Source organism: Enterobacter cloacae complex sp. 370H10 (genome assembly GCF_050031535.1).
GTDB lineage: Bacteria > Pseudomonadota > Gammaproteobacteria > Enterobacterales > Enterobacteriaceae > Enterobacter > Enterobacter intestinihominis.
Genome location: NZ_JBLGWG010000001.1, coordinates 4,007,963 through 4,025,512, shown reverse-complemented (window position 1 = coordinate 4,025,512; position 17,550 = coordinate 4,007,963). Strand labels below are relative to the sequence as shown.

At 48.4% G+C, this 17,550-nt stretch carries 13 protein-coding genes and 2 pseudogenes; 9 read left to right on the top strand and 6 right to left on the bottom strand.

What is annotated here, in order from left to right:
* Positions 1-248 precede the first annotated feature (248 nt).
* The 6 genes and pseudogenes from ACQG2Q_RS19780 to ACQG2Q_RS19755 form a co-directional block, all read left to right on the top strand.
* The gene (locus ACQG2Q_RS19780) at positions 249-1,496 is read left to right on the top strand and encodes a tyrosine-type recombinase/integrase (RefSeq protein ID WP_007897923.1); all 1,248 of its coding nucleotides are present in this window, start codon (positions 249-251) and stop codon (positions 1,494-1,496) included.
* Positions 1,483-3,249, top strand: coding sequence for a hypothetical protein (locus ACQG2Q_RS19775; RefSeq protein WP_007897920.1), 1,767 nt, complete (start codon positions 1,483-1,485; stop codon positions 3,247-3,249). Before ACQG2Q_RS19780 ends, ACQG2Q_RS19775 begins: the two co-directional genes overlap by 14 nt.
* Positions 3,237-5,354, top strand: a complete 2,118-nt coding sequence (locus ACQG2Q_RS19770) for a hypothetical protein (protein WP_017384059.1) — start codon at positions 3,237-3,239, stop codon at positions 5,352-5,354. The genes ACQG2Q_RS19775 and ACQG2Q_RS19770 overlap by 13 nt, the downstream gene beginning before the upstream one ends.
* Positions 5,355-5,357: 3 nt before the next feature.
* Positions 5,358-5,786 (top strand): hypothetical protein, encoded by a 429-nt coding sequence (locus ACQG2Q_RS19765; protein ID WP_017384060.1) that lies wholly within the window; start codon positions 5,358-5,360, stop codon positions 5,784-5,786.
* A 126-nt stretch (positions 5,787-5,912) separates the two neighbouring features.
* A protein-coding gene (locus ACQG2Q_RS19760) for an IS3 family transposase (protein WP_201405648.1) occupies positions 5,913-7,048 on the top strand; the annotation gives its coding sequence in 2 pieces (ribosomal slippage) (positions 5,913-6,159 and positions 6,159-7,048; 1,137 coding nt in all).
* A gap of 33 nt (positions 7,049-7,081) precedes the next feature.
* A pseudogene (locus ACQG2Q_RS19755) lies at positions 7,082-7,234 on the top strand (recombinase family protein); the annotation flags it as partial.
* A 27-nt stretch (positions 7,235-7,261) separates the two neighbouring features.
* On the opposite strand, the gene fghA reads toward ACQG2Q_RS19755, so the two are convergent.
* The 6 genes from fghA to ACQG2Q_RS19725 all read right to left on the bottom strand — a co-directional run bounded on the left by fghA (position 7,262) and on the right by ACQG2Q_RS19725 (position 11,668).
* A complete protein-coding gene (gene fghA / locus ACQG2Q_RS19750; protein WP_012561110.1) occupies positions 7,262-8,098 on the bottom strand; it encodes an S-formylglutathione hydrolase in 837 nt (278 codons plus the stop codon).
* Between the two features lie 64 nt (positions 8,099-8,162).
* Positions 8,163-8,561 (bottom strand): VOC family protein, encoded by a 399-nt coding sequence (locus ACQG2Q_RS19745; protein ID WP_012561111.1) that lies wholly within the window; start codon positions 8,559-8,561, stop codon positions 8,163-8,165.
* A gap of 43 nt (positions 8,562-8,604) precedes the next feature.
* The gene (gene frmA, locus ACQG2Q_RS19740) at positions 8,605-9,714 is read right to left on the bottom strand and encodes an S-(hydroxymethyl)glutathione dehydrogenase (protein WP_017384070.1); all 1,110 of its coding nucleotides are present in this window, start codon (positions 9,712-9,714) and stop codon (positions 8,605-8,607) included.
* Between the two features lie 34 nt (positions 9,715-9,748).
* Positions 9,749-10,024: a formaldehyde-responsive transcriptional repressor FrmR gene (gene frmR / locus ACQG2Q_RS19735; RefSeq protein WP_017384071.1), complete on the bottom strand. Its 276-nt coding sequence runs from the start codon at positions 10,022-10,024 to the stop codon at positions 9,749-9,751.
* A gap of 113 nt (positions 10,025-10,137) precedes the next feature.
* Positions 10,138-10,835, bottom strand: a protein-coding gene (locus tag ACQG2Q_RS19730) for an IS1 family transposase (protein WP_223479951.1) whose coding sequence is annotated in 2 segments (ribosomal slippage) — positions 10,138-10,586 and positions 10,586-10,835 — 699 coding nt in all. Because the reading frame shifts where the segments join, the coding sequence is not laid out codon by codon here.
* Between the two features lie 536 nt (positions 10,836-11,371).
* Positions 11,372-11,668, bottom strand: a complete 297-nt coding sequence (locus ACQG2Q_RS19725; RefSeq protein WP_017384073.1) for a helix-turn-helix transcriptional regulator — start codon at positions 11,666-11,668, stop codon at positions 11,372-11,374.
* A gap of 858 nt (positions 11,669-12,526) precedes the next feature.
* On the opposite strand from ACQG2Q_RS19725, the gene ACQG2Q_RS19720 reads away from it, so the two are divergent.
* From ACQG2Q_RS19720 to ACQG2Q_RS19710, 3 genes and pseudogenes are all read left to right on the top strand, one after another.
* Entirely contained in the window at positions 12,527-15,802 is a 3,276-nt protein-coding gene (locus tag ACQG2Q_RS19720) for a P-loop NTPase fold protein (RefSeq protein ID WP_021242119.1), read from the top strand.
* Between the two features lie 204 nt (positions 15,803-16,006).
* Positions 16,007-16,336 carry a hypothetical protein gene (locus ACQG2Q_RS19715; protein ID WP_000140246.1) on the top strand — a complete coding sequence of 110 codons (330 nt, stop codon included), beginning with the start codon at positions 16,007-16,009 and terminating at the stop codon, positions 16,334-16,336.
* 114 nt (positions 16,337-16,450) lie between these two features.
* Positions 16,451-17,464: pseudogene (locus tag ACQG2Q_RS19710) on the top strand (DUF3362 domain-containing protein); the annotation flags it as partial.
* Positions 17,465-17,550: the final 86 nt, after the last annotated feature.

Genomic DNA, 17,550 nt, shown 5'->3' with positions numbered 1-17,550 from the left:
TTTTAAGGGCACGGTTTGTGCCGGGAAATGAAAATCACATCTTAAGTTCTTCACTCAAAGGATTTGTGATGTTTATCACGTATGGTCCGGGTAACGTGTTGAGGTCAATGTATTGCATCGTGATGGTGTCGTTACATCTTTTACTTTCCTCCTGATTTGCATATTCACTCCCGACAACCTGGTTGTTTGTTTTTTCTTCTTCCGGATTTATAGTGTAGGCATGAGGTGGCGTTTCAGGGCGACAGACTGTGAGGATAATCACTAACATTCATGCGCGTTATGGGCGTGTCAGCAAACTGGATGCAACAGAGCCGAAACTGAAATTTGAACCCGGATTTCTGTATGCTGAAATACCTTATATTAGCGGCATCCAGAATCGAAAACTGAGCCGATATGTACACTTTTATCTTATGGATAAAGCTATCCTGCAGGCCAGGGATTTAAAGCCTTTAGCCCGGGCATTTTTACGCTGGATAAGGTGGCTGGAGGATAACGGACTTGACCCTTTCACCCCGGGAACGTTGAAATACCAAAGCCCTACATATGGCTTCAGGGAGTATCTTCTGGGGGCCGTAAGGCAGGGGCGCATCGCCTCATCCACCGCGGCGGTGTACATCAGCGTTATCCGACGGTTTTACGTATTTCTGGGCAAGTGTGGTGAGCTGGCTGCCAGCTCATTTTTTACGTTGGTCGAAAAAGTCGTTGACGGGCGACGCAAGGTGATAAGTTCGGATCTTGCCATCAGGATAACCAGCACAACAAAAAGGACAATCAACCCACTGAATGATGCAGAGGTTCATATCCTGGATGAGGCACTGAAATCTGAGTCCGGGTTGTTCAGTTTAATGATTGTGCTGATGAAAAATTGTGGGCTACGGCTGGATGAAATGCTGACCCTGCCGTCGTCACTCTTTACTGAAGAGTACCTTGCCAGTGTCCCTGTATCTGAGTTGACCATCAGGGGGCTTCATATTGGTCCGAGATGCGGAGTTCATACGAAGTTTGGGATGACGCGAGAACTCTTCATCACCAGACGATTGTACGAGCAGGTTCTGGATTATCTGGCGGATGAGGAGTATGAAAAGAAGATCCAAAAATGGCGTGCACGACAGGGTGGGGAAGGGCGGCACGAGCCTTTATTTTTAATGGCAAACGGGAAACGGATGTCTGAAAAAGCCTTTTACTCCCGCTGGTACAGTTTTCGCCATCGCCTGGCCCGGTCTGCTCCGGGAAATGTGTTCAGACATAAACCCCATGATTTGCGGGCAACGTTTGCGACCCATTTTTTACGCTCGGCACTGAGTTGCTATCCCGATCAGGCCGCAAATGCGCTGGGTACAGTAAAATACTGGATGGGCCATAAAAGCGAAAATACGACGATGAAATACATCGTCTTTCTTCAGCAAAACCAGATTTCTGATGCAGTCGCCGGGGTCATGGACGCATTGATTGACGGTGCTGCAGGTCGCGATGGAGCCATATATGAGCCGGAGTGAAACGCAGATAACGTGGATGGCCGAAAATGTGCTGTCATGGGAGACGGTCAGCGGACACATCACTCAGCGGGATCTGAACCGATATTATTTACTTGACGTTTATCTTCAGGCTCATTTTTCAGATTATGTGTTGCTCCCCGGATGGTTTAGTGAACATTCGCATCTTGCCCGCCCTGAAAAACGCGATTTTATTGCCTCTCTGAAACGATTTCTTCTGTCTTACCGTCCCGCCGGAAGGTTAACCATTTTCCGTTATCTCAATATGTTTTTTATATGGCAGTCAGTCAATCAGTATGACTATGGCACGGCTGAAGGCGTTGAAATGTATATTAAACATCTCATGAACGATATTCGTCGGCGAAAAATTTCAGTCAGGATGGCAAGACACTACTTGTCCGTGGTCAACCGGTTTTTGCTTACGGGCGGGCAGATTCAGAGGCGGTATGAATATGAATTCTTACCGAAAGGAACGTATCAGCAGCAGGGAAGGGATAGCTATACCAGGAATGAACTTTCCGAGATCCTGAGGCAGTTGTCATCCATGAATGAGTTCCTTGCGGGATGTATCCGGGAGCATATCGCTAAATCGGAAAAAGGGGTGCGGCATTTCTCACCGTCTTTGCTGGCACCTGTTTATGAAGCGTATTTCCGGTATCCGGGAGAGAACGGGGTCAGCAGGGCAGAGATCATCATCAGGGACGTTCTGGAAAATTACTTTCTTACTTCTTTTTTTCTGTTCTGTTACCACACATGGGGAAACACCTCTCAGGTTCTGGGTCTGACGCGGGATGATATACATCTGGATGAAAAGGGTATCAGCACTGATTATGTTTATAAGGGGAGAGCGAATAAGTATATACGTCTGACGATAGGTAAATCGGAGTATGTGACCAAACGTGCGGGCTATTACTGGTTTCTGTCTTTTATCAGGCTCAGGGACGACATCGTTAACTATCTGGTTTCCGCAGATAACTTCCCTCCGGTACAGGCGCTGTTTCTGAGTGAGCCGCAGGTGAAATTCCGTAAGCTTTATTCTCTTAATCCCAGTCATCTGACTAAATTTTCTAACTCTGAGGGGGCGTGGGCCACGATGCGGCAGCTTAATCCCTCGCTTCCATCAATTACCGTTTCTGGCTTGCGCAAAACGTCTGAGCAGTATACGGACAGAACATTAAAGAATGGTCTGATTACGGCGGAAAAAGCACAGCATAACTGGGGCACTTACAGGCGGAATTATGCTGCAGGTAACCCACAGGGGGCGAAGGAAAACTTCAGTGCTGCACTTGATACGCTTATGAATCAGGGGATTGCGACACGTGCGTTATCCGAGCGGGTAAAAGTTGCTGATGAGCTGGGGATCGATCTGCGTGGAAGCGATGAGGGTGTGGATCTTTTATTGAATGGCCTGGGATGTCGATCGCAGGAGCCGCCTACAGATATTGAATTGCGCTTTATAAAAAAGCAAAAACGATTTGGCCGGACACCAAAGGCTTGTGCGGATTTTTCTCATTGTGTCGAATGTTCAAAAAGTTGCGTTGTGGAAACGCTGGAGTCTGTATGGCTCCTGCTGTCATTCAGGCATGCTATCGAGTATGGAAAACCGTTGTACATCGGTTCGGTCAATGCTGTGGAGCGTTATGAAACGTTACTCCTGAAGATTGATTTACGGCTTGGGCTGGTAGATGAGGCGACCCTGAAAAAAGCGCGCGTTAAACTTCAGCGAGAAGGTGTGGCTCCGGTATGGCAGATTTGAAGAAAAAAGAGGTAAGCCGTAGTCGAATGGCGGAGTTTCCTGCCGGAACGCCGCTTCGTTCAGGGGATGAGTTTCCGACTGAGGATATCATCTGTGAGGCACTAGAAAACAAAAGCTTTGAACGTCTGAATAACTGCCTGGTTATCGCCAGCTCAGATGAACATGATATGCGTTTTATCAATGAGGAGACGCTGAATATTTATTTCAGGGATGATGTCTGGACCAATCGCTATGTCAGAACCCATATTGGTGAAACGTTAAGAACCGTTAATTTTTCAGGCATACGGGATCCTGAACTGCGTCTTGAAGCCAAAATCATCTCAGCCAGCCTGCTCTGGATTGTCGGCAGGACCGCGAAGACGCAGTCACTGATCCGGAAATGTGCAAACATTGTGGCGGGAGCCCGTATTATTGAGTCTATGGGGTATCGCAGTCTGTTTCAGCTTCGTTTTCCGCTTGTCCGGAATGCTTTCATTGTAAAGATGAAGGAGGAGGATGAGCACGGCAGGAAGCGTTCTGAAAGAACATTACGTAATTACTTTATGGACCTGGCGGATATCTCGCTGACAGGTCATACCCGTCTTCGAAAATACGGTTACTTTCCTGATATTAGCTTCGACAGTTACAACAGTGTGGATGATTCAAACCAGACATATTGTATGCCTTTCAGTCTTATGATGTCTGTCTGGGAAGGGCTGATTACTGAACTGGATGCTGAAATCAGTGATTTCGATTTTGACGGGTTTTCCCGGCTGTGCGCTATCATAAACGGTTTTTATGATTCGCCTTACTATACGTCGATGCTGGAAGCCCGTAAAAGAGGGACAGCAAAAAGCATACCGGATTACCGGGCCGCGTATTACTACAATATTGTTGCCGGGGAAATTCGGGCGCTTTTCGCGACACTTGGCCCCGGGATGCAGGGCTGGTTCTCGGTACATAAAAATAAGCGCTGGAGATCTGATTTTATTGGCGTTGATCACATAAAGCTGAACACCTGGCATTTTGAGCTGACGTTAAAAGTCATGAATGTGATACAGGCCATGTCGGGGATGAGACACAGCGAAGTGCTTGGCGTGATGCACGGTTCACTGATTTATGATGGTGATATCCTGGGACTTCGTTCGGTGTTGCATAAGTTCGCCCCGGAAGGTGGAAGTCACGAAGACTGGGTTGTTTGTCGCTATGTGGAAAAGCCTTTTCAGCATTTACGCAGAATTAATCAAATCATGACAGGCCTGGACGGGAAGACGCTGGACAATGTTCCATTGTCTTTAAATATCAGGTCGTGGTTCTCGGAGCAAAAACTCTCTTTTATGGGGACGCAGCGCCAGACTGAGTGGGCAAAGAAATTTGTGAAAAGACACCATCTGTTCATCCGACGTGACCATATTGATGAGTTCAGGCTTTTAAATCCAAACATACGTGATGATGAACGCGTTGCGATGGAGATTCGGGAGGGGGCTTTCTGGCCATTGCGAACCCATCAGTTTCGCCGTTCACTTGCTGTACACCTCAGGCGTCTTGATCTGATTTCTACTAATGATCTTATCCGGCAGTTTAAGCACTTAATCAGAGGCATGACGGAGTGGTATATGTCCGGTGCACTCAACGCTTCGCATTTTAGCCGGGCGATCCCTCAGGCATTCGCTGCCGAGATTGAAAGGGTTGATACCGAACTCTCAGCTTCCAGGGCTGTTTCTTATCAGCATGAAGGCCTGCTTTATGGCGAAGGCGGGAAGTTACTGATGTCCCAGAGAGGTGGGCACTTACATCAGATGACGTTTCCTACACTGAAAAAAGCGATGAGCATGGCTAAACGAGGCGGGCAAAAACTGGTATCTCTTGGAAACGGTTTTTATTGCATGAATGGCCATGACTGCGAGTTTAAGGCGGTTGTTCAGTCAGCGTCCTGCAATCCGGGATGTGAGAACATGCTGGCCGGAGCTGATTCTGTTCCCGTGTGGAAACGCAGGATGGCTCATTATGACAACCTTCTGGAGATTGCCGTGCGAAATAATGCTCCTCAGGCTGACAGGGATTTTCTGATGCTTGAGAGAGATTTTTATGCAGATGCTGTCCGCTTTTTTGAAAAGGATGAATAGAGCATGACGAACGAACAGTCGGGGGTTAAAAAAACACAGGCAAGAGCAGAGCAGGCCCTGAGGGAACTGATGTTATCAGGGGAGCGTATCAGCCAGTATGCTGTGGAAAAACGAGCGGGGCTGGCAAACGGCACCCTGAATTATAACTGTCCTGAGTACAGGCAGGTCAGGGAGGCTATCCGCAGTCTGAAAAAAACGTGCCAGGGCACCGCGCCGGTTGATGAGCAGGGCATTGAGCAGCAGATCAAGCTGAAAGAAAAGTATCGCCGTCAGAGAAATGAGCTGAGGGAAGAAATCAAAAAGATGATGGCTGAAAATGTAGAGCTGTTACATAACCTTATACTTTTACAGCAGTATGTCAGGGAGCTTGAACGCAACACCGGGAGGGAGAAAGGGGACGTCATTCCGTTCTCGGGTGGTGTCAGGGACTGAGGCTATACTGAACGGAAGGACGCGAGGTGAATCGCCACGCGTTTAACAGACACCTCAGAGTCATTTATGGACTGACCCCGCCCCGGTAGACGATCCTGCCCTATAGTTTGAGCATAGGAGGAGCGTATGGGCACACCACGATTTACACCTGAATTTAAGGAAGAAGCCGTCCGTCAGATAACAGAACGCGGTTATTCCGTTGCCGAAGTATCCGACCGTCTGGGCGTTTCTGCACACAGCCTCTACAAGTGGCTACGGGCTATCAAACCTGATAACAGCGAACAGCATGCCCGGGATTTACTGGAAGCCAAAAGCGAGATCCTGAAACTCCGGGCGCAGCTAAAACGCACCGAAGAAGAACGGGATATCCTGAAAAAGGCCGCGCGGTACTTTGCAAGGGAGCCCGACTGAAGTACCGCTTTATCAATGAACACCGCACTGTATGGGGTGTGATGACGATGTGTCGGGTACTGAATGTCGCCCGGGCCGGGTTCTATGCGTGGCTGCACAACCCGGTCTCGGCGCGTGATAAAGATAACCAGCGTCTGCTGATGCTTATCCGCGACTCATATTCACTGAGCGGAGGCGTATACGGTTACCGGCGGGTTCATGGCGACCTGAACGAAATCGGGGAAACCTGCGGCAAAAACCGGGTGGGTCGTATTATGCAACAAAACCGGATCAAAGCCGTACGCGGCTATAAAGCGCCGCGTCGTATCGCCGGCCGGCCTTCAGTGGTTGCCCCTAATCGCGTGCAACGGCAGTTTACTGTTGTCCGGGCCAATCAGGTCTGGGTCACAGATATTACTTATATCCGCACCTGGCAGGGCTGGCTGTATCTGGCGGTGGTTATCGATCTCTTCGCCCGTAATGTGGTCGGCTGGTCGATGAAGCCCACTCTCTCACGCGAACTGGCACTCGACGCGCTGATGATGGCCGTCTGGCGGCGAAAACCGGACGGCGAGGTCATCGTGCACTCAGACCAGGGCAGCCAGTACGGCAGTGACGACTGGCAGCGCTTCTGCCGGGCTAATAACCTGGCCCCGAGCATGAGCAGGCGTGGCAACTGCTGGGATAATGCGGTGGCCGAATCGTTCTTCAGTTCGCTGAAAAAAGAGCGGATCAGAAAACGCATCTATAAAACCCGGGATCTGGCCCGGGCCGATATCTTCGATTACATTGAAGTGTTCTACAACCGGGCCCGGCGCCACAGTCACCTCGGCGGCCTCAGTCCGGAGGCCTTCGAACAGGCCTCATCGTGAGGACAGAATTTGTCTACGGGCGTGGGGTCAGTCCACCGGGGCAAACAGGCCGATCAGGAACGACATAAGAAAGTTCTGTATTACCGACAGGTCAAGAAACTGAGCATAAGAGAAACTGCTGAAGCCACCAGTTACAGTACATCTCAGGTCTGCAGGGTTCAGGCCCTGTTCAGGCCTGAAAATTAAGCACATTTTCTGAGGCTGGAAATCAACTCATGCTGACAGCCTGAGCCTGTTGGCATGGTAAGCAATGTGCTCACCAATAAAGCTGGAAATGAAATAATAGCTGTGGTCGTATCCAGTATGATATCGGAACGACGCATTGAGGTTCATCTCATTGCATACTCTCTCAAGGATTTTGGTGCGCAGTTGCTCTTCATAAAAGGCGTCACTCAGCCCCTGATCAATGAAGATTTCTGGTAATTTTTCACCCTGTAAAATGAGGCTGACTGGATCGTAGGCTTCCCACGTTTTTCTGTTTTCACCCAGGTAAGCGCTAAATGCCTGTTGCCCCCATGGCACCTGAGAAGGCGATACTATCGGGGAAAATGCTGATACGCTCACATATTCACCAGGATTTCGCAGAGCCAGCACCAGAGCACCCAGCCCTCCCATAGAATGACCGGATATAGATTTTCTTGCCGTTGCAGGAAAATGATTCATGACGACATCCGGAAGCTCTCTGAGAATATAGTCATACATCCTGTAATGAACATTCCACGGCTGTTCCGTCGCGTTCAGATAAAAACCGGCCCCCTGGCCAAGATCGTAACTGTCGGCATCCGGGACATTATTACCCCGGGGACTGGTATCCGGGACAACAACGATGACGTTATGCCGGGCTGCATAATGCTGCATACCTGATTTGGTGATGAAATTCTGCTCAGTACAGGTCAGGCCCGACAACCAGTATAGTACCGGCAGTTTTTCTGTTACTGCTTTGGGAGGAAGATACACACCGAAATTCATTTCACAATTAAGGGATTGTGAATAATGCCGGTACACGTTTTGCCAGCCGCCAGAGCTGGCATGCTGCTCAATGAGTTCCATCAGCCGTTATCTCATGGTTATTTCCCCTGACCGAAGCCAGGGGAAGTATCTTTAAATCCGGACGTCAGATAAACGTATACGCCGTGATTTTGTTACCCGCCGGATCCCGCAGGTAGGCAGCATAGGCCCCGGGAAGGTGACCACGCGGGCCAGGTTGACCTTCATCAGCTCCACCGGCGGCAAGGCCGGCAGCATGGAAAGCATCAACCTCTTCCGGGGTGGCAGCAGCGAAGCCGACAGTCACCCCGTTAGCGGAAGGTGCTTCACCGTTGCCCGGACGGGCAATGATAAATGCCGGCTTTTCGCGGCCATAGAGTACCCAGCCGTTGCCAAACGGGCCGAGGTTATTGATACCAAGCGTGCCCAGGACGACATCGTAAAATGCGGAGGATTTCTCGACATCGGCTGCGCCAATGAACACATGAGAAAAGATGCCGTCACCAGAAATTACCGGAGTTGTCATTTTCCACTTCCTTCAGTTTGAGTTGATTAAAATTCTGATGGGATCAGTAATGAATCACTGTCCGGATAGATTTGCCTTCATGCATAAGCTCGAAGGCGTCATTGATTTCATCCAGTGTCATCGTATGGGTTACAAATGGCTCAAGGTCAATATCCCCCTTCATGGCATCCTCGACCATACCGGGGAGCTGAGTGCGGCCTTTTACTCCGCCAAACGCGGAACCTTTCCATACGCGCCCGGTGACCAGCTGGAAAGGACGGGTGGAAATCTCCTGTCCGGCCCCTGCGACACCAATGACAACGGACTGCCCCCACCCACGGTGAGCACTTTCCAGCGCTGCACGCATGACGTTAACGTTACCGATACATTCAAAGGTATGGTCAATACCCCACTTGTTGATATCCAGCAGAACATCTTTAATCGGTTTGTCATAATCATTCGGGTTAATGCAGTCAGTGGCCCCGAACTGACGGGCCAGGTCAAATTTTGTCGGATTAGTATCGATAGCGATAATACGTCCCGCTTTTGCCTGACGGGCCCCCTGTACCGCAGCCAGACCAATTGCCCCCAGACCAAAAATGGCAACTGAATCGCCCGGCTGCACTTTAGCCGTGTTATGGACGGCGCCAATACCGGTAGTCACGCCACAACCCAACAGGCAGACGTGTTCATGGTTCGCCTCCGGGTTAATTTTTGCCAGAGAAACCTCGGCCACAACGGTGTATTCACTGAATGTGGAACATCCCATGTAGTGGTAAAGAGGCTGACCGTTGTATGAAAAGCGAGTGGTCCCGTCAGGCATCAGTCCTTTGCCCTGAGTCTCGCGAACCGATACACAGAGGTTCGTTTTACCGGACTGGCAGAATTCACACTCCCCGCATTCAGCGGTGTAGAGCGGAATAACATGGTCACCCGGCTTCACACTGGTGACGCCTTCACCAACTTCAACGACGATACCGGCTCCCTCGTGGCCGAGAACCACCGGGAAAACGCCCTCAGGGTCATTCCCTGAGAGGGTAAAGGCATCGGTATGGCAGACACCTGTGTGGGTGTTTTTAATCAGCACCTCGCCTTTTTTAGGCGGAGCAACATCAATTTCAACAATCTCCAGGGGCTTCCCTGGTGCAAATGCAACAGCGGCACGTGATTTCATACGTAATATATCCTCAATGTAATAATGGCCTCACCTATTTAAGATAGGCACGAACCAGCTCAATCGTATCGTCAACTGATTTACTGACTTCATGACTGTAGCTGTCATTCTGGTCAAAGGTTTCCCGTATGTGGCTCTCCAGCACCTCTGCCATCAGTCCGTTAGCGGCGCCCCGGACGGCGGCGATTTGCTGGAGAACGGAACGGCATTCAGCGCCACTTTCAAGTGCTCTTTCCAGAGCATCAATCTGACCCCGGATACGGCGAACCCGGGTTAGGACCTTTTTTTTCTCTTCAGGAGTACTGGGCATTGCTTACCTCACTGCTCTGTATTTCTTATACTATAGGGGAGTATTACATTAAGATCAACACATACCCCACTATAGTATAATAAATATATCAGAGCACCGGTAATGACTCCAACTTACTGATAGTGTTTTATGTTCAGATAATGCCCGATGACTTTGTCATGCAGCTCCACCGATTTTGAGAAAGACAGTGACTTCCTGCCCAGCCTTGCCAGATGCTGCCTCAGATTCAGGTTATGCCGCTCAATGCGCTGCGTATATCGCTTGCTGATAACGTGCAGTTCTCCCTTCAGGCGTGATTCATAAAGCGGCCAGCCATCCGTCATCCATACCACGACCTCAAAGGCCGACAGCAGGCCCAGAAGACGCTCCAGCGTGACCAACGTGCGTTCACCGAATACGTGCGCCACAACCGTCCTCCGTATCCTGTCATACGCGTAAAACAACCAGCGCTGGCGTGATTTAGCGCCGACGTAACCCCACTGTTCGTCCATTTCCGCGCAAACAATAACGTCACTGCCCGGTTGTATGCGTGAGTTTACCGACTGCGGCCTGAGTTTTTTAAGTGTCGTAAAATCGTGTTGAGGCCAACGCCCATAATGCGTGCACTGGCGCGACATCCGACGCCATTCATGGCCATATCAATAATTTTCTGGTGTGTACCGGGCTGAGAGGCGATGTAAGTGAACTGTAGCTGCCATGTTTTACGGCAGTGAGAGCAGAGATAGCGCTGATGTCCGGCAGTACTTTTACCGTTACGCACCACGCCTTCAGTAGCTGAACAGGAGGGACAGCTGATAGAAACAGAAGCCACTGGAGCACCTCAAAAACACCATCATACACTAAATCAGTAAGTTGGCACCCTTACCCTGTATAGGTACTCTCTGTTTTTCGTGGCCTGCCTCGCCCACGAATTTCGCCAGTCATGACTTTGCTCCTGCATTTTATTAACGGAAAAGAATAAGTGATTTTGCGCGGAGGCTTCAATCAGTTTATCCCCGGCGGTGACGAGGTGGCCACCTATGCCGACTGGACAGGGGACTGACTATTGCCATAACGCCATCGCAGGTTGCTTCAGTAAACCTGCTAATCCCGTACAATGGCGAATTCGCTATATCCGCTTCTCGCACTTAGCTGCCATAAATCGGCCAGGCAATCACAGGTCATTTCTGTCTCGCAAAGAAGGTGCCGTTTCTGCTTTGCGTTGACACCCCTAAATATTAGAATTAAAAGGAGAGAGTTACTGGAAAAAGGCAGCGGAGGCAGTGACAATCGTGGCTTGAAGCCACTACTCGATGGATGCGGACATGTAGTTGGCGTCATTCGACAAAACTAGCAAACTTCTAATAGTCACCATTTCTCCCGTCTGGCGGGAGTGCTGTCAAATGCCCCCCTCATCTCTGTGTGGGAAATGAAGGGTGAAGGGGAAATAGATGACAGCGTTATTTCTACGCCCAGAATACTGAATACCTTGTACAGACGATCAATACTGGCGCTAGCAGGGTTTGCTTCCAGGCGGGCATAGGTTTGCTGCGTTACGCCAAGCCTCTCAGACACATCTTTTTGCGTGAAGCCCTTGATTTTGCGAAACCCGATTAGCACAGGTCTGAGCTGGTTCAGCGTTTTTATCGGGAACTGATTATTCATAAGTGACCTGCCTCGCAGACTGAGTAGGGAGTACCGCCCTGTAATACAGCAGGTAAGGTGTATTTTGTGTTATACAGACTATAGGCTGTAAAACCTTTATTGAAAAGATGCTGATGTTCCAGGGGCATGCCGAGCATGGACGATTTTCTGCGGGGCGGTATTTCGCTACGGGGGAGATTGCGTTCGGGCAATGTACCGGTGTAAAAAACGTCAATTTTTCAAAACCGCTGTTATCGGGATAAGCTGAAAACTCCGAAGGCAGACACAGCCACGAATAATGTCAGACTTAAGCTCTGTAGCTGTCTTCTTTTGCCTGTAAATAACGTCTAGTTTGACTCTGATGAAGGCTGTACCAGGCAGAGAACATGTCACTCTCGGGGCCGGATGATAAAATGTGTTCAACTGGCTGGGCAGGGTAATAGCGAAGAACGTTCTCTGAAATTCGATTCAGCTCAGCGTAACGTGCGCTGTAGGTATGTATAATCCATTGCATCAATTTTGCATCCGTATTATTCGCAGATTACACACAAGAAGCTTAACAATGGCTGAAAGAGTGAGCAGGGATATGTAACAAAAACAAGGGCTTCAAGATGAACTGGATAAAACCGGAGCAGAGCAAGCCCTGTTCCGGTTTGTCAGGCTTTGGAATTTCTTCCAGGCCCCTGCAGCTAGTCACAACAAACACATTAATGTTTTCATTGCTTCAATTCAATATTATTGTGTGAAAGGGATTCCATCGAAATCGGCTTATGCATGCTTAAAACTAAACTGCCCCGGCTGCAGTCATTTGGTTGCTGTGGGCTCTGTACTGTGTCTAATAGTGAAAGAATCTTACGTTATAACGAAGGAAATTGCTGAATGACTCTACGATTGCAGACGGAATCACCCGCTGACCAGGATATGTTTAGAGGCAGCAGTCATGAAAAAGTTGCAGAGAATGTGGCTCAGATCATCAGGACACCTGATGTCAATATTATTGGTCTGGAAGGTGAGCTGGGTTCAGGTAAGTCAACAATATTGAAGTTCCTGCAGAAAAAGCTTAAAGATGATTTTACGTTCATTAACTTTGATGCAGAACGTTACCATCATGGCTCAACTAAAAAAGCGCTTATCGATGTCATCCACCACGGGGTCAGCCTACAATGTCCGGGCTCCCGGGATGTGTTGGATAAGTATAAAAATCTGGCTCTGGGTAACATCGTTGAATACGACAAGAGGGTCAGCAGCAGGCTAAGCTGGTTGACCGTCGTTTTTATTTTACTGTCATTGCTTTCCGTGCAGATGCTTCGTTATGTGCTAACAGACCTTAATCAATATTTTACTAACAAGGAGTCATTATTAGGGTGGCTTTTTTATGTTGAGGTGGCCGCGTTTCTTTCTCCTGCCATTATGGTCGCAGGACTGGCATGCCTGCAGAACATGGAATGGTACAGAAAGAAAGGGTATTCGAGTATTGGTGATTTGTTCAAACGCAACAGTACTGACAGGATTGAAGAGACTTGGCTAGTTAATAAGGAGGTCGGAGCTATTGAGCTGGCTGAAGCTCTGCAGGGATTTACCTCCAAAGAGGTCATTTCCCATGGAGATCGCTTCATCCTTATCATTGATAATCTGGACCGAATCAGTGCAGACAAAGTGAAAGAGCTCTGGAGTGATATGGAGCTTATTGCCGGAGCCACTCATGAACACTTCAGGATAGTGGTGCCCTATTCGGCAAGACAGGTTTCAGCCTCACTTTCTGTGGCGGGTTTCAGCGGGCGTGAGTTTATTGCAAAGCGGATTCCTGTAAGTTTTCAGGTTCCTCCTCTTATTTCGGCAGGATGGCAGGAAGCGTTAAGGCAGTACTGGAAAGAAACAGTAAATGAGGATGCAGGGATAGCGTGCCGGGAAGCAACGGTGTTGCTTGAGCGCTGGAAACCCTCTGAGTATCCTCGTATCACACCGCGATTAATGAAGAAGTTTGTTAATGATATTCATATTCTGAACCTTACCGTTCCTGCAACAGAAGATCATCGCCATATTCTTATTGCTCTCTACTTACTGGTGGTCAGATACGGGGAGCGAGATATTAAAGTATTACTTCGCGATCCCAAAGCTAGTCAGACCGAACCCGGTATTGCTCCGGATGATTTTGACGAGATGCTCTCGCTAACTTATCAACAAATATCCCGAATTTTTAATAACGATACAGAAAGATGGAGCGAATTTCTGATGAGCATCCACTATCAGTCCACGGTGGAGCTTGCCAGGAGCGAGTTGCTTGATACGCCTCTTAAAGACGCGATTGGTGCTATAAATATCCCACGGCTTGAAGAACTGACGGCCTTGTGGGGTTTCGCTGAAGCATGGCAGCGAGTGGCACCACATATTCAGATGCGAGACTGGCTGGTTTCTTATAGCCGGATGGATGAGAAGTGTCAGGCTCTCGCCGAACCGCAACTCAAAGTCGCAGTGCAAATGCTGAATCAGAGTTATGCTGTTTCACTCAGAGAAAAGAATGATGAAGGTTTCGTATTGAGTCTGCAGAAACTGATGGCTGACGGGCGGATAAGCCTAGAGCCTTTCGTCGAAAGGCAAATATCGTTTATTGTGAGTAAACTTGATGAAATTCAGGATTCAGAAAAATTGGAGGCTGAATCCACGAAGACGTTGCTGCAGGAAGCTGATTCATACTCTGTTCTGGCCGGTGAATCACTACTGAATAAAATGGAGAATTTTGTAGATGGCGTATTTTATGTGGAATACCTTGTCAATAATGAAGAGACCTTGTCAAACCTGAAAATTGGCACACTAGATATCGGAAATCACGGTCGGGAGGAGATGTTACGCTATGGAGCTGAGCAACCTCAGATAGACCTTTTTAATCCGGGAATTATCCGGCATATCAATATTGCATCGAAGGCGGTACAGAACGTAATTGGAAAGAATGATGGTACAGGTGGGGCTCAGGTTAGCTCTGCAATAATGACGCTTAAAAATCGTCAGGTTGTTGAGGACGTTATCCATTTCAGAAAAATTGTTCTGAGCCCGGACTGGAATAATAATGTTTTAAATCAATATTATCTTAATAATACGGCGACGAGGAATCTCTTCCCTGCGGAATTTGCTGCACAGGCTGTTGCTCACATGGTGCTCCATGGTAACTATGCCGGTATCGAGTCGTACAGTGAACATATTGGTGAGGAACGGTTTGACCTGGCTTTGGCTGCATATCTTCGTTATCTACGTACTGCCGAGAGTATCTTTATAGCACTTAAGGATAAAAATGTTCTGCCGTACATCAAAAATGCTGTTGGCAGGATTGTTGATTTAGGTCTTCTGGTGAATATACCTGTCCTGAGCTTTGTTAAAGGTCAGTATGACGTCATCAAAGAAGCTACAAATGCAACCTCTCTTTTAATATTTGTGCGAGAGCGTCAAAAAGCACTGTCAGAGAAAATAATTGAGTCTGATGTGAATGCTATGGGTCCAGTATTTCTCCATGACGTATATCAGTCAGGTGAGCAGTTTGATATTTTGAAGAAAAAGCTGAACGCCCTGGCATGTGGAGTATTTAGTTCTTCTGAAAGGCTTATTGAGTGTTTTACGGTTCTTCCTGTGAACATGCGCTTTATCCTTGAACAAATGCAACTTCAGGGGCAGCATATCCGGATGGAAGGTAGTGTGGGTATCTTTGCATCATGGTTCCGTGATGCAGAGCCAGACGTTGTCACAAATGCCGAGAACATTCATTTTCTGTGGTCTTGCCTCGACGATACCCAGAGAGAGACTGTACTTGATGAGTTGCACGATGTCTTACTTGAAAGACATATTCGTATTGACAGCCGTATTGCGATTATTACCCGTTTTCATAATGAGTTGTCGTTTATTGAACCTGAGAAGGCCGTTGAACGCAGGGCTATTGCGGCGCTGTTTAGCGCTTCTGTTGATAATGTATTATTGTCTCAATGGCTTGACCGTCAGACGTTTTCATTTTCATCATGGTCTCCGGAGGACGCCCGTACGGCAACGAGTTGTATAATGAATAACTCGGAGATTTTTCCTCTCATCTGCAGGAATTCACAGTATATTAAAAACAGAATGTTACCAGAGAAAGCGGACGTTACAGAAGATAGTGATACGTTTCCGGACTGAGTTCGTTCTTTAAATCCTATACCTGAAGACCACAGCGGTGGTCTTTGGGAGTTTTTTTATTGCCTGATATACATTAAGCATGTTATATCTTGCTAAGAAATAATCATTCAGGGATTAATCATAACTACTGAAGTTATGTTGTGTTCTTTTCTTTTAAAAATAAATTATTCAGATTTATTTTCTATTGATTTAATGAGGTAGGGAATGACAGAAAGTGCTTTGCTTTTGCGAGAGGCATTTAATGAATCGGTTAACTATATGACATGGTCTTTTTATTCACTGATAACTGCTTACGTTTCGATGGCTTTTTATGATAGAGTTGAGGTTAAGACCCGAATAAATAATTATCTGAATAAGTTACTTTTCGTGATTGCTATGTCCGTTTTTATCCCAAATATGTACTTTGTTTCAATGGTGTTCAGTCAGAAGTTAGGCACCGCAGCTGGCGTTGCGTCATTCATTATTGGGCTACTTTTCATGATGTTAAACTCGGCACCTGTAATTACTGGTATCGTACAGCAGCGCAAAGATTGAGTTTTATGAGTATAGTCAGTTGGGTTTTCATCTGTTTTATCAGACTTAGAAAAATGAAATCTTTCAATTCATTGATTTTAAACGCAAAAAAATTTCTAAATGATCAGAATTATAGGGTGCTCCTTCTGTTCGATCACCGAACACGAAGGTCGTATTATTCAGAGCCGTTCCGAAGAGTCGATTGTTAACGAGATCGAAGCGATTCGCGACACGGTCCCGGGCTTTACCGGCGTAATCTCCGATTTGGGTGGTCCAACGGCTAACATGTACATGCTGCGCTGCAAATCGCCGCGCGCTGAGCAGACCTGTCGTCGTCTCTCCTGCGTCTATCCGAGCATTTGCGAGCATATGGACACCAACCACGAGCCGACGATCAACCTTTACCGTCGCGCCCGTGACCTGAAAGGCATCAAGAAGATCCTGATCGCCTCCGGCGTGCGTTACGACATTGCGGTGGAAGATCCGCGCTACATCAAAGAGCTGGCGACGCACCACGTGGGCGGTTATCTGAAGATCGCCCCGGAGCACACCGAAGAGGGCCCGCTGTCCAAAATGATGAAGCCGGGCATGGGCAGCTATGACCGCTTTAAACAGCTGTTTGATACCTTTTCAAAACAGGCGGGGAAAGAGCAGTATCTGATCCCATACTTCATCTCCGCGCACCCCGGCACCCGTGATGAAGACATGGTGAACCTGGCGCTGTGGCTGAAGCAGCGTCGATTCCGTCTGGATCAGGTGCAGAACTTCTACCCGTCGCCGCTCGCTAACTCGACGACCATGTATTACACCGGCAAAAACCCGCTAAGTAAGATTGGCTATAAGAGTGAAGACGTGGTGGTGCCGAAAGGGGATAAACAGCGCCGTCTGCACAAAGCGCTGCTGCGCTATCACGACCCGAAAAACTGGCCGCTGATCCGTCAGGCGCTGGAAGAGATGGGGAAAAAGCACCTCATTGGCTCGCGTCGTGATTGCCTGGTCCCTGCGCCAACGCTGGAAGAGATGCGCGAAGCGCGCCGCCAGAACCGCAATACGCGCCCGGCGCTGACCAAGCACACGCCAATTGTGCATCAGCGTTCGAACGGTGGGGCTTCGGGGACGAAAAAAACGGGAAAACGTAAGATCGGATAACGATGATGCCCTCACCCCGGCCCTCTCCCACAGGGAGAGGGTGGAAAGCATTCCCTCTCCCTGTGGGAGAGGGTTAGGGTGAGGGG